We start from the raw sequence: 21,927 nt of genomic DNA, 5'->3' as shown, positions 1-21,927 counted from the left end.
ACTAAGAGAGGGTATTAGCGTGACGACACAAACTATTGTTCAACAATTTCCGAATATAACTATATTAACAAATGAACCTTTATCACATTATACATATACTAAAACCGGTGGTCCTGCTGACTTTTTAGCATTTCCTACATCCAAAGAAGAGGTTCAATCTTTAATTAATTTTTGCCAAAAAAGTGGACTAGAATGGATTTGTCTAGGAAATGCCAGTAATTTAATCGTTCGAGATGGTGGCATTAAAGATGTTGTTATCATGTTAACTCAAATGAAACAAGTCATCATTCACAATACAACAATAGTTGCTGAATCGGGAGCAAAACTTATTGATGTGACTTATGATGCTTTAAAACATGACTTAACTGGATTAGAATTTGCTTGTGGCATTCCTGGAAGTATCGGAGGGGCGGCATATATGAATGCTGGTGCTTACGGTGGTGAGTTGGCAGATGTTTTTTACTCAGCTGAGGTTATTTTAGAAGATGGATCAATAAAGACCTTTTATAAAGAAGATATGGCATTTTCTTATCGTCATAGCATCATTCAAACTCTAAAAGGAATTGTTTTATCCGTGACCTTCCATTTAGAGAAAGGACAACACACGGCAATAAAAGAAAAAATGGATGAACTAACCTATTTACGTGAATCAAAACAACCTCTTGAATACCCATCGTGTGGTAGTGTCTTTAAACGACCAGAAGGTTATTTTACTGGAAAATTAATACAAGATGCCGGTTTACAAGGATACATGATTGGTGGAGCACAAATTTCAGAAAAACATGCAGGCTTTATTGTTAATATAAATAAGGCAACCGCAACAGATTATATTACACTAATTCAATACATCCAAGACATTATTCTAGACAAATTCCATGTTTCTCTTGAAACTGAAGTAAGAATTATTGGTAGAAAACAAAAAGTGTGACATTGTTATATAACGATGTCACACTTTTTGATTAGGATAAATTGAGTCATTATTATTCATTAAATAAGAAGCAATAATAACAAAAAATGCATATGGCAATAATTCAAAACCAAATATTTCTCCTGCAATAAATAATGGAGCAACTAATGTATTGGTCGCACTGGCAAAAACTGAGGCGAAACCTAATGATGCGACAAATTCAACAGGCAACCCACATAAGTGTGCCAAAAGAACACCACACGTTGCACCAATCGAAAATAGAGGTGTCACTTCCCCGCCTTGAAAACCAATAGATAAGGTGAAAACAGTAAAGATTGATTTTAACAGAAAATCATATGAATAAACTGTCCCTTGGTAAAATGCTGCTTCAATCAAATTGCTGCCAAGCCCTGAATATCTCCCCCGTCCAGCAATAATCAACCCCACCATTAAAATAACTGAAAAGAAAAACATTTTTTTATAAATGGGCCATTGTATCGATTGAATGAATAATTTTGTTTTTTCTAAACTAATTGAAAATAACCGTCCCACTAAACCAAAGATACATCCCAATAAGCATAACACTAAAATCAATCTGATAGTTAATTCTGGATACGTTCCTATTGTTGTAGAAAAAGCTGTTAAACCAAGAAATTGTGACATATAGCTTGACGTAACTGCTGCGACACTGGCTGAAAGAAGAGACTCAATTGATAAATAGCCTACAGCTAAAATTTCCATTGAAAAAAAAGTTGCTGCAATCGGCGTGTGAAATAATCCTGCAAATCCTGCCGCCATTCCTGTTACTATTATCATCTGTTGTTTTTTTTCATGGCTTGGTATAAATTTTTTCCAAACGTGTCTAGAAAACCAATTAGTAAAGGTTCCACCAATCTGAATTGCCACGCCTTCCCTACCAGCACTCCCACCGACTAAATGAGTCAGCCATGTACTAAGTGTAATAATTGGTATCAATCTAACTGGTATTACATCACGATTATTCTGCCCTACTTCAAACAATAAGGTCATTCCCTTACTACTTTCCTTGCCATAAGATTGATATAGCCATTTAATAAATAAACCTATAATCGGTAAGAAAAATATAAAAAACATAAAATATTGTACTCTAATATTTGTAACAAATAATAATACTTTACCAAAAATACATTCAAGTATACCTACAAAGATTCCGATAATCAATCCAAAAATCATCCACAAAATATGTCTTTTAACTTTCCCCATCTTCTCACCCTTCTTTTTACACAAAAAAAGCCACACACCAAAACTAGTATGCAGACATCATTAGCTAAACATGAATTTAGTTAATAATTTTTCAAGGAAACTTTCATTTCCGCTGAACTTAACCTTATTTTAAGCATTTAAATAGAAAATATCAATAGGATATTCTTTATATAAAGAAAGTAAGTATAATACTCATGGTGCTTTAATGTTTAAAAAGTCTAATAAAATTCATATAAAATAAATAATTAGGACACATTTAATTGATAATATCCAAATGTATTCGATTTTATTATTTTTTTAAGTAGGTTTAATAAGTTGTTTATTTTCAGTACGTTATATTCTATTTATCAGGAGGGTTCAAATGGCTTTATTATTAATTGAAATTGCTATCATGATAGCAACTATTATTTATGGTTTGATGAAAGGTGGTGCATTAGGTTCTGGTGTTTCTGCAATTGTTGCCCTATTTATCATGCTGTTTATTTTTAAACTTCCACCATCTTCTCCACCTGTTACAGCTGTTCTTATTATTATGTCAATTGGCATTGCTAGTGGAGCATTACAAGCATCTGGTGGAATGGACTACATGATTCGCGTTGCCACTAAAATTATCCAACGTTTCCCGAAAGCGATTACAATAGTTGCACCTCTTGTTTGTTTCTTGTTTGTTTTCGGTATGGGAACAGCAATGATTGCACTATCTCTTGAGCCAATTATTTCAGAAACTGCTTTAAAATCTAAAGTCAATCCAAAAGGTGCTTTAATATCATCTGTTTTGGCCTCAAACATGGCATTACTTTGTAGTCCAGCATCATCATCCACTGCTTATGTCGTAACATTATTAGCTGCATATGGTATATCTTTAGGTACCTATTTGTCCATTGCACTACCTGCTACATTATTATCCATTATTATTTTAAGTATATTACTTACTATTGTTAATAAAAAATTGCCGTTTGATGAATCAATTCTAGAAGATATAATTATTGAAAATGAAGAAAAAGAGTTAAGTCCTGCCGCAAAAAAATCTACATTAGTATTCTTACTCTGTGTTTTAGCCATTATTATTTTGGGACTATTTCCCAGTCTCTTACCAGAGTATAATGTAGATGGAAAACCAATAAAAATTGCAACTGCTGACTTAGTTCAGATGTTTATGTATTTGTCTGCTGCAATCAATATCATGCTCTTTAAAGTGAAATCAAAAGATATTTTACATGCTCCAGCTACTGCTAACGCTTTAGGAGCAACCTTAATTGTATTAGGTCTTGGATGGGTTGGTTCAACTATCTTTGGCGCTCCAAAAAATCAAGCTGTTTTAGTGTCAAGTGTCGGACAGATACTAGCTGACTATCCTTGGGTTATTATCTTTATCTGTGCGTTTGTTGCGATGATTATTGGGGCTCAAACGGCCGTTGCAGCAATTATTTTCCCATTAGCACTGACACTAGGGATATCACCAATGTTACTTATTATTATTGTTCAGTGTCTAAATGTTAACTTTGTGATTCCAGCACAACCGACGTTGTTACTTGCAGTTGAATTAGATAGAACTGGGCGGACTAAGGTCTTTAGTTTCATCATACCAGGAATAATTATAACCGCACTTTCTATTGCTCTATCTTATGGTATCACACTATTTATGTAATCATTGAATATTAGGAGGATATACTATATGTATAAACAAATTGAAGAATTAATTAATCAAAAACAACACACTTATTTCCAAACAAGCGATAAAATTTGGGATATTGCCGAAACAAAATTCCATGAAAAAGAATCAGCAGACGTGTTGATTAATGTATTAAAAGAAGAAGGATTTAGCATAGAAACAAATATTGGAGAGATTGACACAGCATTTGTTGCAAGTTTTGGAAATGAAGGTCCTGTTATTGGATTTTTAGGGGAATATGATGCACTACCTAGCATGTCTCAAAAAGCAGGTTCCACACAAAAAGAAGCAAATCCGGATACAGAAAACACAAATGGACATGGCTGTGGACATAATTTACTTGGTACAGCTTCACTTGCTGCTGCAATTGCAACAAAAGATTATATTACAGAGCACAATATCCCTGCGCAAATTAAATATTTTGGTTGTCCTGCTGAAGAAGGTGGATCTGGAAAAACATTCATGGCAAGAGCTGGTGCTTTTGATGGATTAGATATGGCGATTTGTTGGCATCCAGGAACAGATAATGCCATTTGGGGTGTAAAAACACTAGCTAATATCCAAGCAGCTTTTGAGTTTAAAGGAAAATCAGCTCATGCTGCAAATGCTCCAGACATGGGACGTAGTGCACTTGATGCTTGTGAGTTGATGAATGTCGGTGGAAATTACCTTCGTGAACATGTGACACCAGAAGCAAGATATCACTATGCGTATATGGATGCTGGTGGTGTAGCTCCTAGTGTTGTCCAAGATCATGCGAAACTTTTATATTTAATTCGTGCACCAAAAGGAAGCCAAGCAAAAGAAATTTATGATCGTTTATGTAAAATTGCAGAAGGCGCGGCTCTTATGACTGAAACAGAAGTAACCGTACATTTCGACAAAGCTTGTTCAAACTATATTCCAAACGTTGTGTACTCTCGCATTATGGGAGACGTGATGATGCATTATGGTGGACCGGAATTTGATGAGGAAGATCAAGTATTTGCTAAAGCAATTCATGACACATTAACTGAAGAAGAAAAACAATTTAGAATGATTCCACCTGCTACACCTGTTGAACAAAAAGTCTTAAAAGAAAATGTGGGTAAAGTATTAGCTGACTATGTTTACCCATTCAATGAGGTATTAACTAACGTTACTCTCCCTGGTTCATCTGATGTGGGGGATGTCAGTTGGATTGTCCCAACTGTTCAATGTATCGTTGCAACAGAAGTTCAAAATACCGCCATGCATACATGGCAATGGGTTACAAACGGAAAAAGTGGTATTGCTAAAAAAGGAATGATTCAAGCAGCTAAAATCATGGCAGCAACAGCTGTTAAAGTGCTTGAAGAACCTGAATATATTGATCAAGCGAAGGCTGAGCTAAAAAATATAACAGATGTAACGCCTTACGTGAATCCAATTCCAGCAGACGTAAAACCAAATAGTTTAGCTTTCTAACCAAATAAAGGTGAAGCAATTAATTTTGCTCCACCTTTTTTATTATTTAATTTTAACAATCGTTCTTCCTGAATGCGTTCCTTCTAATAATTGTTTCGTCACTGGAACGATATCCTCTAACGAGATTTCATTAGCTATAGTCGCGTCAATCATCTCTTTTGTGATACTGTCTTTAATTGTATCCCATAACGCAGATTTTTCTTCTGTTGTTAATTGAACTGAATCAATTCCAAACATCGTTACACCGCGTAAGATAAACGGTAAAACTGTCGTGCTAAATTTAATACCGCTTGCATTTCCACATAGAGAAATTCCCCCACCGTATGAAATTTTAGGTAGTATTGCTTCTAGTGTTGCCCCACCAATCGTATCAATGACATAATCAAATAATTGTTTTTGTAATGGACGAGTATTTTCAAGTATTTCTTCGGTACTAATAATATGTTGTACGCCTAAAGAATCCAAATAATCCGTCGATTTTTTGCGTGTTAATGCGGTGATATTGTTAAATCCTTTAGCTTTTAATAAATTAATCGCCATACTTCCAACTCCACCTGTTGCTCCGGTTATTAAAATACTGGACTCTTTGTTTTCACCTAAACCAACAGATTCTAGACGATGAATCGCTTGAGCGGCTGTTATTCCAGCTGTCCCAACAAACGCAGCTACTTTTAAATCTAAATCTTGTGGCACAACTTGAATCCATTCACCTGGAATACGTGCTATTTCACTAAAACCTCCTGTGTGACTTACCCCTGTCCCTTGACCAGTTACAACTACTCTATCGCCAACAGATAATCCTTCGTGAGTTGTTTCTATAATAGTTCCTGAAAAATCGATACCAGGAATCATAGGATATGACCGAATAACTCCCCCATTTTTTATCGTTGCTAAGGCATCTTTATAATTTATCGCTGAATACTCAACTTCAACCAGTGTGTCTCCTTCTGATAATCTGTCAACTGACCAATCTTCTATACTTGAGATAATGCTATCATCTTTTTCACTAACAATAAGTGCTTTGAATGTTTTATCCATCATTTACATCGTCTCCTCATCTCTTTAATACACTTAGTTTATCATAAAAAAACAACAAATTGGGATATCAAAAAAATGAATTGATTTGTTGAAAATCATCTTGTATACTACCATCAGAAAGTAAACTAAAAGTTTAATATAAATAAACATCTATCATTTTAAGTTTAGTATATATAAACTATTAGACTGGAGGTGTTGACCATACTTATCGGGAAAAAAATTAAAAACTTACGAATACAAAAAAATTTAACACAAGAAGAATTAGGAGAACGAACAGATCTCACAAAAGGATACATTTCTCAATTAGAACGAGATTTAAGCTCCCCTTCTCTAGAGACATTTTTCTCCATTTTAGAAGTATTAGGTGTTTCTCCAAAACAATTTTTTGATGAAAAACATCAAAAACAACAAGTCGTCTATCCTAAAGAAGATCAAACCATTCACCTTGATGAAGATAAAGGATATGAAATAAATTGGTTAGTTTCTGACTCTAATGAAAATGAAATGGAACCTATATTATTAACTCTAGAAAAAAAAGGAGAATACAAAGAATTTGAACCATCACAATCCGAAACATTTGGTTATGTGTTACAAGGAAAAATCTATGTTACCATAGGTGAAGATACCTATATTGCTTCAAAAGGTGAAAGTATTTATTACCAAGCACTCAACCAGCACCAAATATCTAATGCTCACGATGGAGTTAGCAAACTCCTCATTGTTGCAACAAATTCTTATTTATAGTAAAGGTGGGAGAAAATGAGTCACACAATTATTGAATTTAAAGATGTCGTGAAAGAATACGACGACACCACTGTATTAAAAAAAGTGAGTTTTGAAATCGAACAAGGAAAATTTTATACCTTATTAGGTCCATCAGGATGTGGCAAAACAACGATTTTACGTTTGATTGCTGGTTTTAGCGAACCAACATCTGGAGAAATTTTATTTGATGGAAAAGTGATTAATAAAGTTCCTGCAAACAAACGTAAAGTAAATACTGTATTCCAAGATTATGCTCTTTTTCCTCATATGGATGTTTATGAAAATGTGGCATTTGGGTTAAAAATCAAAAAATTACCCAAAGAACAAATTGATGTAAAAGTACGTGAAGCTCTACGTTTGGTTCAGTTATCTGGTTTAGAAGAAAGACAAATCAGTGAGATGTCTGGTGGGCAAAGACAACGTGTGGCAATCGCTCGTGCGCTTGTAAATGAACCTGAAATTTTACTATTGGATGAACCTTTATCTGCTCTTGACTTAAAATTGCGAACAGCCATGCAATCAGAGTTACGTGAACTACAAAAGCGGTTAGGCATTACCTTTATTTTTGTTACTCATGATCAAGAAGAAGCTTTAGCTATGAGTGATGAAATTTTTGTTATGCATGATGGGAAAATCGAACAAAGTGGCTCTCCTTCTGATATTTATGATGAACCGATTAACCGTTTTGTAGCGGATTTTATTGGAGAAAGCAATATTGTAAAAGGGGTTATGATTGAGGATAACTTAGTTGAATTTGTCGGAAAACAATTTGAATGTGTCGACAGTGGTATGAGGGAAAATGAGCCCGTTGATGTAGTAATGCGTCCTGAAGATATTTCCCTAGTACCTGTCGAACAAGGAAAATTAAAAGCGACAGTTGATACCTTATTATTCAGAGGGGTTCATTATGAAATTTTCTGTATTGATTCTGAAGGAAATGAATGGGTGGTGCATTCAACTAAGAAGCCACTTGAAGGACAAGCAGTTGGTTTATTTTTTGAACCAGAAGACATTCATGTCATGCGTTTTAATGAATCAGAAGAAGATTTTGATGCCAGATTAGAAAGTTATGACGACTAAGGAGGGTTGATAAGTGACACAATCAAAACGATTCTATACTATTCCCTATTTTTTATGGATAGCTCTATTTGTTATTGCACCAGTAATTTTAATTATTTATCAATCATTTTTTGATATTAATGGGCAATTTACTTTAAGTAATTACCAACAATATTTAACAAGTAAAACTTACTTGAGTATGACCTTTAACTCATTATTCTACGCTCTACTTATTACCTTATTTACACTAGTGATTAGCTATCCAACAGCTTATTTTTTAACAAAATTAAAACACAAACAACTGTGGCTCATGTTAATTATCTTGCCCACTTGGATTAACTTGTTGTTAAAAGCTTATGCGTTTATTGGGATTTTTAGTATCCATGGTGGAATCAATAATTTTCTAGATACTGTTGGTATTGGGACGCAACAACTTCTTTTTACAAATTTTAGTTTTTTAACCGTTGCGACCTATATTGAAATCCCATTTATGATTTTACCTATTTTTAATGCCTTAGAAGAAATTAACCCTTCTCTTGTGTTTGCCAGTCGTGATTTAGGCGCGAGTAATTTTGAAACATTTAGACGTGTCATCTTCCCACTATCTTTAAATGGCGTAAAAAGTGGTGTGCAAGCCGTATTCATCCCATCACTTAGTCTATTTATGCTAACTCGCTTAATTGGGGGAAATCGTGTGATAACACTTGGAACGGCCATCGAACAACATTTCCTTGTCACACAAAACTGGGGGATGGGCTCAACTATTGGTGTCGTTCTGATTATCGCGATGTTTATCATTATGATGCTAACCGGCGAGAAGAAAAAGAAAGGAGCGAAGAAAAAATGAGCAACCATAAATTTAATTGGAGCCATCTCTATTTGATTTTAGTTTTCATTATTCTGTACGCACCTATCTTTTATCTAATTTATTATTCATTCAACGCCGGTGGAACGATGACATCATTTACCGGATTTACGTTAGAACATTACCGAGCTGTCTTTGAAGACACCAGGTTAATTGGCATTGTGATAGACACGTTCTTACTAGCTTTTCTATCTGCTTTAATCGCTACTATTATTGGAACGTTTGGTGCAATGGGGATTCACTACACCAAACAACGTGGCGTACGAAATACATTACTAAGTTTAAACAATATTTTAATGGTGTCTCCTGATGTTATTATTGGGGCAAGTTTTTTAATCCTATTTACTTTTCTAGGGACTTGGTTTGGGTTTCAATTAGGTTTTATGTCTGTACTACTCTCTCATATTGCTTTTAGTATCCCGATTGTCGTTTTAATGGTCTTGCCAAAAATGCAAGAGATGAATCCATCACTTATTGATGCTGCACGAGATTTAGGAGCAAACAACTGGCAGGTACTAAGACAAATTATTTTACCTTATTTAACACCAGGAATTATTGCCGGATATTTTATGGCATTTACCTATTCATTAGATGATTTTGCTGTGACGTTTTTTGTAACAGGGAATGGATTTAGTACTTTATCTGTTGAAATCTATTCTCGTGCTAGACAAGGAATTAGTTTAGAAATCAACGCTCTTAGTGCTCTACTCTTCCTATTTTCTATTTTGTTAGTGACTGGGTATTACTTTATCAGTAAAGACAATAAACCAAAATACAAAAAGAAAAAAACACAAAAAATAGGAGGTAAATAAGATGAAGAAACTCAATGCTCTTTTTTCAGGTATTCTTCTTATCATTGTCCTTCTAGCTGTTACTTCTTTTAATCTTGAAAAAAACAATGGTGCCTCTGGTGGTCGTGTATTAACTATCTATAATTGGGGAGATTACATTGACCCTTCGCTAATCAAACGATTTGAAAAAGAATATAACTATAAAGTCATTTACGAAACCTTTGATTCGAACGAAAGCATGATGACCAAAATCAAACAAGGTGGAACAGCCTATGATTTAACCATTCCCAGTGAATACATGATTCAAAAAATGGTGAAACAAGATATGCTCATTCCGCTTGATCATTCTAAAATCAAAGGACTAGAAAACATAGATAGTCGTTTTTTAAATATTCCATTTGACCCTAAAAACAAATTTTCTATCCCCTATTTTTGGGGAACATTGGGAATTATATACAATGATGAATTCGTTAAAGAGGGTCAGATTAAACATTGGGATGATTTATGGAATCCCTCACTAAAAAATAATGTGATGTTAATTGACGGAGCTAGAGAAGTCATGGGATTGGCTTTAAATAGTGACGGGCATTCATTAAATAGTAAAAATGATAAACAACTAGATAATGCTTCAAAAAAATTAGATGGACTAAGTTCCAACGTCAAAGCGATTGTAGCTGATGAAATCAAAATGTACATGATAAATGGTGAAAGTGCTGCTGCGGTCACATTTTCTGGTGAAGCTGCTAGTATGCTAGAAGAAAATGAGCACTTGCATTATGTGATTCCAGAAGAAGGCTCTAATCTTTGGTTTGATAATTTTGTGATCCCAAAAACAGCAAAAAATATTGATGGTGCGTATGATTTTATTAACTTTATGTTAAAACCAGATGTCGCTGCTCAAAATGCCGAATACATTGGTTACTCTACGCCAAATAAAAAAGCGTTAAAAATATTACCTAAAGAAATTACAAGTGACCCACAGTTTTACCCAAGTGACAAAATTATCGAGCACTTAGAAGTGTATGAGGATTTAGGACAAACCTATTTAGAACGCTATAATGATCTATTCTTAAAATTTAAAATGTATCGTTAAAGATAGGATTTTTTCCTATCTTTTTCTTTATTCAATAAAATCTCTAAAGTAGGTGCTTAAATTGTTTTATATTCGCTCTTTTTTCATGTATAATCAAACAAATAGAATATTTTGAAGAATTGGAGGTAGTCAATGGAAATCATCGAAAAAGCCCCGGCAAAAATAAATTTGGGACTTGATGTCCTATTTAAACGTGATGATGGGTATCATGAACTTGAAATGATTATGGCAAGTGTCGATTTATCTGACCGCTTAATTTTAAAACCTATTTCAAAAGATGATATCATTATCAAAACAGACAATGGCTTCCTACCAGTAGACCGTAAAAATAATATTTATCAAGCAATTGATATCATGAAAAAAACATATGGGTTCACTCAAGGTGTTGAAGTAAATTTAAAGAAAAACCTACCCGTTGCAGCTGGTTTAGGTGGAGGTAGCAGTGATGCTGCTGCTGCGTTTAGAGGGGTCAATCGCTTGTTTGATCTTGGTGCGACATTGGAAGAAATGGCAGAATTATCCGTTCCCATTGGCACAGATATTCCATATTGTCTTTATGGGCAAACAGCTCTTGTGACAGGCGTTGGTGATTGTGTGAAACCACTATCTCATCCAATGCCACAGTGTTGGATTGTTCTAGTCAAACCCAAAATCAGTGTATCCACTCCTCGCGTGTTTTCAAAAATACAAGTTGACTCACTTTCGCATCCAAATATAAAAGCTATATATCATGCAATAGAAAACCAAGATTACCAAGAAATGATTCAACATTTGGGGAATTCTCTAGAATCTTACACGATGGAAGTTTTTCCTATTGTTAAATATGTTAAAAATAAAATGCTAGAATTCGGAGCAGATGCAGCCGTCATGAGCGGCAGCGGTCCTACCGTTCTTGCGCTTTGTAAAAAACGTTCACGAGCTGTCCATGTGGCAAATGCTTTAAAAGGATTTTGTGATGAAGTGTATTTAGTTAGGACATTAAACAGATAAGAAGTAGAAACTATCCTGCTTTTTATCTGTTTTGTTATGGACAACCGATTAACTATTCTTGCTTTATTTTGACACAAGTGTTATGATTCTTTTGGTTTTAAAACGTAATACTTACGATTAAAGGAGGTTACCATGAACTATATTGATGTCAAACACCTCACATTTTATTATGACGATGAACCCGTCCTAGAAGACGTTTCTTATACAGTCAGTCCAGGAGAATTTGTCATATTAACTGGTGAAAATGGTGCGGCAAAATCAACATTAATCAGAAATACATTAGGGTTATTAAAACCTGATGAAGGAGAAGTCTACATCTCTCCTACCAATATAAATGGCGATAAATTAACAATTGGTTATATTCCCCAACAAATTGCTTCTTTCAATGCTGGATTTCCTAGTACTGTTTTAGAATTTGTTCAATCAGGCCGTTTTCAACGTGGAAAGTGGTTTAAACGATTAGATACTATTGACCATCAACATGTTGAAAAAGCACTGAACTCTGTCGGTATGTGGGATATGAGAAAAAAACGGATTGGTGATTTATCTGGTGGGCAAAAACAACGCGTCTGTTTAGCACGCGTATTTGCAACTGATCCTGATTTGTTTGTCTTAGATGAACCAACAACAGGTATGGATGAGTCATCTCGTAATGATTTTTATAAACTACTTCAACATAGTGTCAAAGAGCATAATAAAGCGATTTTAATGGTGACACATGATCATGAAGAAATCAAAGAATATATGGATCGACATATCCACCTTGTTAGAAAGGAGGAAACGGAATGGAGATGTTTTCATATGAGTTCATGAGACGCGCATTAATCGCTGCTTCCATGATGGCAGTGATTGCTCCTTCTTTAGGAGTCTTTTTGGTACTGCGTAGACAGTCCCTCTTAGCAGACACACTATCCCACGTCTCTCTTGCCGGGATTGCATTAGGTTTTTTCATTAATGTTAATCCAACTGTTACCACATTAATTGTCGTAATTACTTCTGCCTTTGTTTTAGAGTACATTAAAAATCTTTACAAGTCTTACTCAGAGGTATCTACTGCAATTTTAATGTCAGGCGGATTAGCTGTTGCTTTAGTTTTAATGAATTTAACTAAGGGTAAAAATTCCATGAATATTCAACAGTATTTATTTGGCTCTATCGTAACAATCAATTGGCAACAAGTTAAAATACTGGCTGTCTTACTAGTTATTATAATTATTTTATTTTTGGTATTGAGAAAACCAATGTATGTATTAACTTTTGACGAGGACACAGCACATGTTGACGGACTGCCAATTCATATACTATCTATGCTATTTAACGTCATTACTGGTGTCGCTATCACTGTGATGATTCCTATTGCTGGAGCCTTACTTGTTTCAGCGATTATGATTTTACCAGCCACCATCTCGATGAAGATTGGAAAAACTTTTTCCACTGTTATTTTAAGTAGCATTGTGGTTGGATTTATTGGTATGACTTCTGGTCTTGTTACATCGTATCAATTAGATACCCCACCAGGAGCAACTATTACGTTAGTCTTCATTGCGATGTTCATTCTTATTAATTCACTAACTAATGTTCGTAAAAAAAACAGACAGATTTCCAAATAATCTGTTCGTTTTTACGAACATTTTTTATTTATTTTCAAAAATACTTTGCTTTTTTGAAATTTCATACTATAATAGTTTATATTACTTAATTTAACTTGAAAAGGAGTATCTTAATGAAAATAAAACGAAGTGAACGATTGATTGATATGACTGCTTATATCTTAAATCATCCCCATACATTGACTCCTCTGACTTATTTTGTTAAAAAATACGAATCAGCGAAATCTTCAATTAGTGAGGATTTAACGATTATTAAAAAAACGTTTAAAGAGCGTGGTTTTGGTATACTTGAAACCGTTGCTGGAGCAGCTGGTGGCGTTATCTTTACACCGTCTATCCCGTTTAGTGAGTCAAAATCGATGATTGATTCTTTATGTGAACGATTATCTGAACAAGATCGCTTACTTCCTGGTGGGTACGTTTACTTGTCAGATTTATTAGGAGAACCTCAACTGCTAAAACAAATTGGGCAAATTATTTCAACACAATATGCTAATAAAAATATTGATGCCGTTATGACGGTAGCCACAAAAGGTGTCCCTATTGCGCAAGCCGTATCATACTACTTAAACGTACCATTTGTCATCGTTCGACGTGATTCAAAAATTACTGAAGGATCAACAGTTAGTGTCAATTATGTATCTGGATCGTCTGAGAGAATTGAAAAAATGGAGTTATCTAAACGTAGTTTGAAACGTGGCTCTCGAGTATTAGTCGTGGATGATTTCATGAAAGGTGGCGGGACTGTTAATGGTATGAAGTCTTTGATTGAAGAATTTGAAGCAGAACTTGTTGGTATTACTGTTTTTGCAGAATCTACTTTTAGTGGTCGTCGTATGGTAGAAGATTATACCTCACTTATTTGTGTAAAAGAAGTTGACACAAAAACTAAAAACATCACAGTTGTACCTGGTAATTACTTTTCAATTATGGAAAAAAAGGACTAGATAAAATTAAGGGCTTGAATATCAAGCTCTTTTTTTGTTAGAATAAAGTGTTTAAAACTACACTTAAGGAGTGTCAATAACGTGAAAAATAGATATGCTATTATTTTAGCAGCAGGAAAAGGCTCTCGTATGAAGTCATCATTATATAAAGTATTACATCCTGTTGCTGGAAAACCCATGGTTGAACACGTATTCGAACAAATTGAACCATTAAATACAACAGATATTGTAACAGTTGTAGGCTATGGTGCTGAAAAAGTCCAAGAGCAATTAGGTGAGCGCTCAAAATATGCCTTACAAACAGAACAGTTAGGAACAGGTCATGCTGTTTTGGCAACAGCTGATTTATTGAAAGATAAAGAAGGGACTACCTTGGTAATTTGTGGTGATACTCCTCTACTAACAAAGGAAACATTAACAAAATTAGTCAATCATCATGAACAACTAAACGCAAAAGCAACAATCCTCTCTGCAGTTGCAGAAGACGCGACTGGATATGGGCGTATCATTCGAAATGACGAAAATTTAGTCGAGAAAATTGTTGAACAAAAAGACGCTTCAGAATCAGAACTCGCTATAAAAGAATTTAATACGGGTACTTACTGTTTTGATAACCAATTTTTATTTAATGCTTTAACAAAAGTTGGAAATGATAATGCTCAAGGAGAATATTATCTACCTGATGTCATTAGTATTTTAAAACAACAAGGTGAAGTCGTGACTGCCTACACGATGGGATCTGAAGAAGAGTCTATGGGTGTCAATGATCGTGTTGCCTTAGCTAAAGCAAACCAATTAATGAAAAAGCGAATCAATGAACAGCATATGAGACAAGGCGTGTCATTTATTGATCCGGACAATACATACATTGAATCAGATGTGGTTATTGGTGCAGATACTGTTATTGAACCTGGTGTCATGATCAAAGGTAACACTATTATTGGTAACAATTGTGTCATTCGTTCACATTCAACCATCATTGATAGTGTCATAGGTAACCATGTAGAAATTAAATCTTCAACCATTCAACAATCTAATATTGGTGATTATTCTGATGTAGGTCCATATGCCCACCTAAGACCTCATACTGACTTAAAAGAACATGTCCACATTGGAAATTTTGTTGAAATAAAAAATGCTTCCATTGATAATGGATCAAAGGTTGGTCATCTAACTTATGTGGGTGATGCCACCTTAGGAAAAGATATTAATATTGGTTGTGGAACGGTCTTTGCTAATTATGATGGTAAAAATAAACATCATATTACAGTTGGAAATCACGTTTTCATCGGTAGTGGGACTATTTTAGTTGCCCCACTAACTGTTGAGGACAATAGTATGACAGCGGCTGGTTCTACTATTACTAAAGATATCAGTAAAAATGACTTAGGAATTGCTCGTTCTCGCCAAGAAAATTTGAAGAATTATGCTAAAAAATTACCATATAATAAATAATTATTAATCAAACACTTGATTTATTAGTAGAAAATGTCTACTATTTGTATGTAAGTGTATACTTAGTTAAAACAAGAAAGTGGAGGTCCTCATGTCTAATCATTACTTTGATCCAAAGTTAAAAATCTTTTCGTTAAATTCAAACAAACCGTTAGCACAAAAAATTGCAGATGCAGTTGGTGTGGAACTTGGTAAGTCTGAAGTAAGAAAGTTTAGTGATGGTGAAATTCAAATCAATATCGAGCAAAGTATCCGCGGTAGTCACGTATACTTAATCCAATCTACAAGTAACCCAGTAAATGACCATTTAATGGAATTACTTATTATGATTGATGCTCTTAAACGTGCTAGTGCACAAACTATTAATATCGTTATGCCTTATTACGGCTATGCAAGACAAGATAGAAAAGCACGCTCTCGCGAGCCAATTACATCTAAACTTGTTGCGGATATGCTTGAAACAGCTGGAGCAACTCGTTTATTAACACTAGACTTACATGCTGCTCAAATTCAAGGATTTTTCGACATTCCGGTGGATCATTTAATGGCTGCTCCTTTACTTGCAAACTACTTCATCGATCATGGTTATGAAGGTGATGATGTCGTTGTTGTATCACCTGATCATGGTGGTGTCACACGTGCTCGTAAATTAGCAGAACATTTAAAATCACCAATTGCGATTATTGACAAACGTCGTCCAAAAGCTAACGTTGCTGAAGTAATGAATATCATTGGTGAAGTTAACGGTAAAAAGTGTGTTATTATCGATGACATGATTGACACAGCTGGAACAATCACTTTAGCTGCTGAGGCTCTTAAAGAAAAAGGTGCTACAGAAGTTGTTGCTTGTTGTACACACCCTGTTTTATCAGGACCAGCAATTGATCGCATAAATAACTCTTCAATTGAAAAATTGATTATTACTGACTCTATCCTTTTACCAGAAGAGAAAAAATCTGATAAAATCGAAACAGTTAGCGTTAGTGAATTGATGGGTGATGCTATTAAACGTATCCATGAGAACAAACCGGTTAGCCCATTATTTGAAAAAAAACGTAAATAGAAAACCATGAGGAGTTTAAACTCCTCATGGTTTATTTTTTACCTTCAGTTTTCTCATCTTTTGTATCAGTTGCTACTTGGCTTGCTAATAACTGGCGAATATCTTTTAAAACATCCTCAGTTGTTTCGGCTTGTTCTTCTTCTTTTTGTTCTTCCTCTTCTTCTGGTTTACTCATTAGAGTCTCTGCTTTATTAACAGATTTAACAATAATAAACAAAACAAAAGCTGTAATCAAAAATGTAATAATTGCTGAGATAAGTTTACCATAGTCAAACGTTACACCATTAACTATAAATGTCAAACCTTTTGTTGCATCTTCTACTGTTTCTGCACCTGGAAATAAAAAACTGATAATTAAACCAATAATCGGTGTAATCATTCCATCAACTAATGCATTAACAACACTTGTGAAGGCCCCACCAATAATAATACCTACCGCCATATCTATCACACTTCCACGTGCAATAAATTCCTTAAATTCTTTTACCATCTATACCCCTCCAATCAATTTCATATTATATCAAATTTTTTTCAAGAAATCATTTATTATAAATTGACATGTAATACTGTTGTAATATATGATAATATATTGTAATCATGCATATCTATTGTTAGCATTACAATTTTGTTAAATTTTAATCAAAAATATAAAATTCAATGTGTTTTCCTATCTTACCATGCTTATTTTTGGTAATCTAGGGATGTGTATCGTCATGTTAGAAACACACTATTTGACGGTAATTAAAGGAGTTTTTTTATGACAATTAAATTAAATAACCAGGTAAATTTACATATTATTCCTACCAATAAATATAAAACTGTTCGTATTGTCGTTCGTTTCGCTACACCTGTTGATGCGATAACAAGTAGTAAACGTTCTTTACTTGCCAGCTTAATGGAAACAAATAGTTTAAACTTTCCTGATCAAGTAGCACTTAGTAAAAAATTAGCTGAATTATACGGTGCAGGGTTTTATGTTAGTGTGAATCGTACAGGGAATCAACATTATTTAAGCATTGGTTTGAATGTGATAAATGATAACATCGCACCAAATGGCGTGTCTATTTTAGAAGATTCTGTTGAATTTTTAAAGGAAATTATTTTTAATCCAAATATTAAAAATAATGCCTTTGATACTGAAACCTTTGCTCGTGAAAAAGAAAACTTAATAGTTGATATTGAATCAATTTTTGATGATAAGCAAACTTATGCTGCCATGTCTTTACAAAATCTTTTCTTTTCTGATAATAAAAATCAAAAAACACCAAGTTTTGGAGACATTGAACAAATCAAACAAGAAACACCTGAATCTATTGCTGAATATTATACTGACATGATTGCTCATGACAAAATTGATATTCTAGTAAGTGGCAATGTTGAAGAAGGCTATGTCGAACGTTGTTTTAAAAATTTTGGATTTGTAGATAGAGAAGACATGAAAACCGATTTGTTTTATAAGCAACCTTTTAAAAATATTATCCAACAAAAAAGTGAAGTATTACCAGTTGTTCAATCTAAATTAAATATTGGCTATCACTGTGATGTTTATTATCATGATGACATGTATTTTCCATTAATGGTTTTTAACGGATTATTTGGTGGATTTCCACATTCTAAATTGTTCTTAAATGTTCGTGAAAAACATAGTCTCGCTTACTATGCAAGTAGTTCAATTGACCCTTTCCGTGGATTTATTAGTGTCCAAACTGGGATTGATAGTTCAAACCGTGAACGTGTTTTACGTTTAGTTAATGAGCAATTAAAAGACATGACTGCTGGTGAGTTTTCAGATGAATTACTTGAGCAAACAAAAAAAATGTTAATCAATCAATACTTACTATCATCTGATAATCAACGTGCTGTTGTAGAACAACACTATCTGTTCTCAAATGTTCCTTACGCAGATTTATCTCAAGAGGAATGGATGAAGAAAATGAACACTGTTACAAAAGAAGATGTACAGGATGTAGCAACAGGAATTAATCTACAAGCAGTTTACTTCATGGAAGGAGGAAAATAACATGGAAAAAAACTATTATCCTTCTATTAATGAAACACTTTATACTGAAGTTTTACCAAATGGTTTAGAAGTGATGTTATTACCAAAAGAAGATTTCCATAAAACATATGGATTATTTACAACAAACTATGGCTCAATTGACAGTGAATTTGTGCCCATTGGACAAAAAGAATTCATAACTGTCCCCGATGGCATTGCTCATTTTTTGGAGCATAAATTATTTGAAAAAGAGGACGAAGATGTTTTCCAAAAGTTTGGACGACAAGGGGCTGCGTCAAACGCTTTTACAAGTTTTACTCGCACAAGCTACCTATTCTCAAGTACTGATAATGTGATGCAAAATATCGAAACATTAATCGATTTTGTTCAAACACCCTATTTCACTGAAGAATCGGTTCAAAAGGAAAAAGGGATTATTGGTCAAGAAATCCAAATGTATCAAGATGAACCAAATTGGCGATTGTTTTTTGGTATTTTAAATAATATGTACCCAAAACACCCATTACATATTGATATTGCTGGAACCATTGAAAGTATTGAACCTATCACAGCAGAAGATTTATATACTTGCTACAATACATTTTATCATCCAAGTAATATGAACCTCTTTATTGTTGGTAAAATGAACCCTGAAGAAATGATGACTTTTATTAAAGAAAATCAAGCTGCAAAAGAATTTCCAAAAGCAACCGAAATCAAACGTCATTTTCCGAAAGAAACAGCGGATGATATTGTCAAAGAAGATAGTATCACCCTATCTGTTAATCGACCTAAGGCTATTGTTGGCTTAAAAGGACTGGATACACCACCTGTTGATGGCTTTGAACGGTTGAAATACCAGACAACCATTCAATTATTATTACAATTATTATTTGGTATGAGTTCTGAAAACTATTTAGCAATGTACAATAGTGGTTTAATTGATGATAGCTTTTCTTTCGAATTTTCGTTCGATCGTAGTTTCCATTTTGCAGATTTCAGCTCAGATACTGATGAGCCTGAACGATTTGCAAATCAAATTATCAATTACTTATTAAAATCTGAGGACAGTCCTGAATTAACAAAACAAAATTTAGATTTGGCTAAGAAAAAAATGATTGGAAAGCATCTAAAATCTTTAGATTCCCTTGAATATATTGCCAATCAATTTAGTGGGATGAAATACGGTGACACGACATTATTTGATTTAGTGACTGTTATTAATAGTATTGAATTAAGTGATATTAAAGCCGTCCATCAGTCATTTGTCAGGCCAGAAGCATTAAGTCGTTTCTTCATTTATCCCGAAGAAAGGTAATAAAATAATGAACTATGTTTTAGTAACTGGTGCAAGTGGTGACATTGGTGAGGCGTGTGTAAAGCTGTTAGCAAAGAAAGGATATTCAGTCTATTGCCATTACTTTCGCAATGAACAAAAAATTAAGTCTTTATTATCTGATTTAATCTTAAAGTATCCAAAACAGGATTTCTTTGCTCTTCAAGCTGACCTAAGTTCTCCAAAATCTGTGGAGCAGCTAACAAAAGATATGTTTCAATTGCATGCTATCATTTTTGCTCATGGAGATACGGTATACAAATTACTTTCTGATACAACGCCTGATGAGATGACACATTTATGGCATACTCATGTTTATAATCCCATCAGGTTATGCCAATTATGCCAGCCAAAATTAACGCAACACTCCCATAGTCAAATTGTTTTTATCAGTTCAGTCTATGGTCTGATTGGCAGTTCCATGGAAGTTATGTATAGTACAGTTAAAGGAGCTCAAATTGCTTTTGTTAAATCTTATGCAAAAGAAGTCGCCTCGATGAACCTAACAATCAATGCAATTGCTCCAGGAGCTGTTGATACAAGCATGAATACGTTGTGGTCTAAAGAAGAAAAACAATCATTACTCTTAGATATACCACTTAATCGTTTAGCACAGCCAAAAGAAGTTGCCTCACTTGTTTCCTACTTACTTAGTGAAGACGCATCTTATATTACAGGTTCAACCATCCCGCTAACCGGTGGGTGGTCCGTTTAATAAAATGAGAAAGAAAGGTGTAAGCTCCCGTGGATACAATCGGTGAACAATTAAAACAGGCCCGTTTAGAAAAAGGGCTAACAATGGAAGATTTACAAAAAATCACCAAAATTCAGCGTCGCTACTTATCTGCTATTGAAGTAAATGACTTTGACGCAATGCCTAGTGATTACTATACGAAAACATTTATTAGACAATATGCTGAAGCTGTTGGTCTAAATGCCCGTCCCCTAATTCGCCGATTTGAAGGAAAGCCCGATGAGACACAAGAGGAACTACCTCAAACTAAGCCAATCAGGGGGTCTCGTAAAGAAAAACATCGTAAGAAAAAGAAAAGACAACCAACCTTTAAAGATTACTTACCAGTAACTCTTCTTTCTCTAGTTGTTATTGCAATTATTGGAACCATTATCTATGCCATGCGTTTAGATATTGCTAGTGGACCTTTAGTACCAAAACCTGAAAAGGCAGTAGTCATTGGAAGTGATTCAAAAGAGAATAAGGAAGAAAGTACCTCCCAGTCTAGTCCTACTGACATGACTGAAAAAACAAAAGATTCTTCTAAAAAGAAAAAAAATGATAGTAAATTTAATATTACCTCTGATTCCATTGATTTAGTAACTTACTCTGGTAGTAATGTTTCAAAACCTATTAAACTTGATTTCACTGCCTTAGAAGGCCCTGTTTGGATTGGTCTACAACAAAGCGGAACAAGTGCTATTTATTATCAATACACATTACAAGCAGGTGAAGAGATTAGCTCCATTGTTCCAGAAGATGCAACGGGGATTGATATTATTGTTGGAGCATCTAATAATCTATCTATTAAAGTTAACGATCAAGAATTAGCTTTCAATAAATCTAATCCAACAACTGGGAAAAAAATTATCACGATTAATTTTGATACTACTACTAAAGAAAATGAATAAAAAGG

General features: G+C 34.2%; 21 protein-coding genes. 18 read left to right on the top strand and 3 right to left on the bottom strand.

The genetic code is table 11. The features are described from left to right. Positions 1-19 precede the first annotated feature (19 nt). A complete protein-coding gene (murB, locus tag MN187_RS01495; RefSeq protein WP_242094083.1) occupies positions 20-928 on the top strand; it encodes a UDP-N-acetylmuramate dehydrogenase in 909 nt (302 codons plus the stop codon). Positions 929-946: 18 nt separating this feature from the next. On the opposite strand, the gene MN187_RS01490 is transcribed toward murB, so the two are convergent. Beyond that, positions 947-2,149, bottom strand: a complete 1,203-nt coding sequence (locus MN187_RS01490; protein ID WP_241699258.1) for a chloride channel protein — start codon at positions 2,147-2,149, stop codon at positions 947-949. Between the two features lie 361 nt (positions 2,150-2,510). Here MN187_RS01490 and MN187_RS01485 point away from each other — a divergent pair, with 361 nt between their 5' ends. Together MN187_RS01485 and MN187_RS01480 are read left to right on the top strand one after the other, a co-directional pair. Then, complete coding sequence (locus MN187_RS01485; protein WP_242094081.1) at positions 2,511-3,797, top strand: anaerobic C4-dicarboxylate transporter family protein; 1,287 nt, start codon at positions 2,511-2,513, stop codon at positions 3,795-3,797. 27 nt (positions 3,798-3,824) lie between these two features. After that, on the top strand, positions 3,825-5,267 hold the full coding sequence (locus MN187_RS01480) for a M20 family metallopeptidase (protein WP_242094079.1): 1,443 nt from the start codon (positions 3,825-3,827) through the stop codon (positions 5,265-5,267). A gap of 42 nt (positions 5,268-5,309) precedes the next feature. Here the strand turns inward: MN187_RS01480 and MN187_RS01475 are convergent, their stop codons facing one another. Beyond that, positions 5,310-6,308: a YhdH/YhfP family quinone oxidoreductase gene (locus tag MN187_RS01475; RefSeq protein WP_242094077.1), complete on the bottom strand. Its 999-nt coding sequence runs from the start codon at positions 6,306-6,308 to the stop codon at positions 5,310-5,312. A gap of 198 nt (positions 6,309-6,506) precedes the next feature. On the opposite strand from MN187_RS01475, the gene MN187_RS01470 reads away from it, so the two are divergent. The 11 genes from MN187_RS01470 to MN187_RS01420 all read left to right on the top strand — a co-directional run bounded on the left by MN187_RS01470 (position 6,507) and on the right by MN187_RS01420 (position 16,943). Beyond that, complete coding sequence (locus tag MN187_RS01470; RefSeq protein ID WP_071457808.1) at positions 6,507-7,049, top strand: helix-turn-helix domain-containing protein; 543 nt, start codon at positions 6,507-6,509, stop codon at positions 7,047-7,049. Positions 7,050-7,064: 15 nt separating this feature from the next. Then, a complete protein-coding gene (locus tag MN187_RS01465) occupies positions 7,065-8,150 on the top strand; it encodes an ABC transporter ATP-binding protein (RefSeq protein ID WP_117972424.1) in 1,086 nt (361 codons plus the stop codon). 13 nt (positions 8,151-8,163) lie between these two features. Beyond that, positions 8,164-8,976 carry an ABC transporter permease gene (locus tag MN187_RS01460; protein ID WP_117972423.1) on the top strand — a complete coding sequence of 271 codons (813 nt, stop codon included), beginning with the start codon at positions 8,164-8,166 and terminating at the stop codon, positions 8,974-8,976. Beyond that, on the top strand, positions 8,973-9,806 hold the full coding sequence (locus MN187_RS01455; RefSeq protein WP_117972422.1) for an ABC transporter permease: 834 nt from the start codon (positions 8,973-8,975) through the stop codon (positions 9,804-9,806). Before MN187_RS01460 ends, MN187_RS01455 begins: the two co-directional genes overlap by 4 nt. A gap of 1 nt (position 9,807) precedes the next feature. Next, entirely contained in the window at positions 9,808-10,878 is a 1,071-nt protein-coding gene (locus tag MN187_RS01450; RefSeq protein ID WP_117972421.1) for an ABC transporter substrate-binding protein, read from the top strand. A gap of 132 nt (positions 10,879-11,010) precedes the next feature. After that, on the top strand, positions 11,011-11,868 hold the full coding sequence (ispE, locus tag MN187_RS01445; RefSeq protein WP_241699256.1) for a 4-(cytidine 5'-diphospho)-2-C-methyl-D-erythritol kinase: 858 nt from the start codon (positions 11,011-11,013) through the stop codon (positions 11,866-11,868). 132 nt (positions 11,869-12,000) lie between these two features. Then, positions 12,001-12,681, top strand: a complete 681-nt coding sequence (locus MN187_RS01440; RefSeq protein ID WP_241699255.1) for a metal ABC transporter ATP-binding protein — start codon at positions 12,001-12,003, stop codon at positions 12,679-12,681. Then, a complete protein-coding gene (locus tag MN187_RS01435) occupies positions 12,654-13,478 on the top strand; it encodes a metal ABC transporter permease (RefSeq protein ID WP_242094075.1) in 825 nt (274 codons plus the stop codon). The genes MN187_RS01440 and MN187_RS01435 overlap by 28 nt, the downstream gene beginning before the upstream one ends. Before the next feature lie 113 nt (positions 13,479-13,591). Next, a complete protein-coding gene (gene purR / locus MN187_RS01430) occupies positions 13,592-14,425 on the top strand; it encodes a pur operon repressor (protein ID WP_241699253.1) in 834 nt (277 codons plus the stop codon). An 81-nt stretch (positions 14,426-14,506) separates the two neighbouring features. Further along, a complete protein-coding gene (gene glmU / locus MN187_RS01425) occupies positions 14,507-15,880 on the top strand; it encodes a bifunctional UDP-N-acetylglucosamine diphosphorylase/glucosamine-1-phosphate N-acetyltransferase GlmU (RefSeq protein WP_117972416.1) in 1,374 nt (457 codons plus the stop codon). A 91-nt stretch (positions 15,881-15,971) separates the two neighbouring features. Then, positions 15,972-16,943 carry a ribose-phosphate diphosphokinase gene (locus tag MN187_RS01420; protein ID WP_117972415.1) on the top strand — a complete coding sequence of 324 codons (972 nt, stop codon included), beginning with the start codon at positions 15,972-15,974 and terminating at the stop codon, positions 16,941-16,943. A gap of 31 nt (positions 16,944-16,974) precedes the next feature. On the opposite strand, the gene mscL is transcribed toward MN187_RS01420, so the two are convergent. Next, complete coding sequence (mscL, locus tag MN187_RS01415) at positions 16,975-17,433, bottom strand: large conductance mechanosensitive channel protein MscL (RefSeq protein WP_117972414.1); 459 nt, start codon at positions 17,431-17,433, stop codon at positions 16,975-16,977. A gap of 267 nt (positions 17,434-17,700) precedes the next feature. On the opposite strand from mscL, the gene yfmF reads away from it, so the two are divergent. The 4 genes from yfmF to MN187_RS01395 are packed head-to-tail and all read left to right on the top strand — an operon-like array spanning position 17,701 to position 21,922. After that, positions 17,701-18,963: an EF-P 5-aminopentanol modification-associated protein YfmF gene (gene yfmF / locus MN187_RS01410; RefSeq protein ID WP_242094073.1), complete on the top strand. Its 1,263-nt coding sequence runs from the start codon at positions 17,701-17,703 to the stop codon at positions 18,961-18,963. A gap of 1 nt (position 18,964) precedes the next feature. Continuing rightward, positions 18,965-20,260 carry an EF-P 5-aminopentanol modification-associated protein YfmH gene (gene yfmH / locus MN187_RS01405; protein WP_242094071.1) on the top strand — a complete coding sequence of 432 codons (1,296 nt, stop codon included), beginning with the start codon at positions 18,965-18,967 and terminating at the stop codon, positions 20,258-20,260. A 7-nt stretch (positions 20,261-20,267) separates the two neighbouring features. After that, complete coding sequence (gene ymfI, locus MN187_RS01400; RefSeq protein ID WP_117972411.1) at positions 20,268-20,993, top strand: elongation factor P 5-aminopentanone reductase; 726 nt, start codon at positions 20,268-20,270, stop codon at positions 20,991-20,993. 29 nt (positions 20,994-21,022) lie between these two features. Then, positions 21,023-21,922, top strand: a complete 900-nt coding sequence (locus MN187_RS01395) for a helix-turn-helix domain-containing protein (protein WP_117972410.1) — start codon at positions 21,023-21,025, stop codon at positions 21,920-21,922. Positions 21,923-21,927 lie beyond the last annotated feature (5 nt).

This window comes from Vagococcus sp. CY52-2, from assembly GCF_022655055.1.
GTDB lineage: Bacteria > Bacillota > Bacilli > Lactobacillales > Vagococcaceae > Vagococcus.
This window is presented reverse-complemented; position numbering and strand designations above follow the sequence as displayed.

What these genes read in the sequence shown, in the direction of transcription:
- MN187_RS01490 (WP_241699258.1), bottom strand. Translation starts at nt 2,149, where the DNA reads ATGGGGAAAGTTAAAAGACATATTTTGTGGATGATTTTTGGATTGATT.
- yfmH (WP_242094071.1), top strand. Translation starts at nt 18,965, where the DNA reads ATGGAAAAAAACTATTATCCTTCTATTAATGAAACACTTTATACTGAA.
- mscL (WP_117972414.1), bottom strand. Translation starts at nt 17,433, where the DNA reads ATGGTAAAAGAATTTAAGGAATTTATTGCACGTGGAAGTGTGATAGAT.
- MN187_RS01440 (WP_241699255.1), top strand. Translation starts at nt 12,001, where the DNA reads ATGAACTATATTGATGTCAAACACCTCACATTTTATTATGACGATGAA.
- MN187_RS01435 (WP_242094075.1), top strand. Translation starts at nt 12,654, where the DNA reads ATGGAGATGTTTTCATATGAGTTCATGAGACGCGCATTAATCGCTGCT.
- MN187_RS01485 (WP_242094081.1), top strand. Translation starts at nt 2,511, where the DNA reads ATGGCTTTATTATTAATTGAAATTGCTATCATGATAGCAACTATTATT.
- MN187_RS01475 (WP_242094077.1), bottom strand. Translation starts at nt 6,308, where the DNA reads ATGATGGATAAAACATTCAAAGCACTTATTGTTAGTGAAAAAGATGAT.
- yfmF (WP_242094073.1), top strand. Translation starts at nt 17,701, where the DNA reads ATGACAATTAAATTAAATAACCAGGTAAATTTACATATTATTCCTACC.
- MN187_RS01450 (WP_117972421.1), top strand. Translation starts at nt 9,808, where the DNA reads ATGAAGAAACTCAATGCTCTTTTTTCAGGTATTCTTCTTATCATTGTC.
- MN187_RS01480 (WP_242094079.1), top strand. Translation starts at nt 3,825, where the DNA reads ATGTATAAACAAATTGAAGAATTAATTAATCAAAAACAACACACTTAT.
- purR (WP_241699253.1), top strand. Translation starts at nt 13,592, where the DNA reads ATGAAAATAAAACGAAGTGAACGATTGATTGATATGACTGCTTATATC.
- ymfI (WP_117972411.1), top strand. Translation starts at nt 20,268, where the DNA reads ATGAACTATGTTTTAGTAACTGGTGCAAGTGGTGACATTGGTGAGGCG.
- ispE (WP_241699256.1), top strand. Translation starts at nt 11,011, where the DNA reads ATGGAAATCATCGAAAAAGCCCCGGCAAAAATAAATTTGGGACTTGAT.
- MN187_RS01420 (WP_117972415.1), top strand. Translation starts at nt 15,972, where the DNA reads ATGTCTAATCATTACTTTGATCCAAAGTTAAAAATCTTTTCGTTAAAT.
- MN187_RS01455 (WP_117972422.1), top strand. Translation starts at nt 8,973, where the DNA reads ATGAGCAACCATAAATTTAATTGGAGCCATCTCTATTTGATTTTAGTT.
- MN187_RS01465 (WP_117972424.1), top strand. Translation starts at nt 7,065, where the DNA reads ATGAGTCACACAATTATTGAATTTAAAGATGTCGTGAAAGAATACGAC.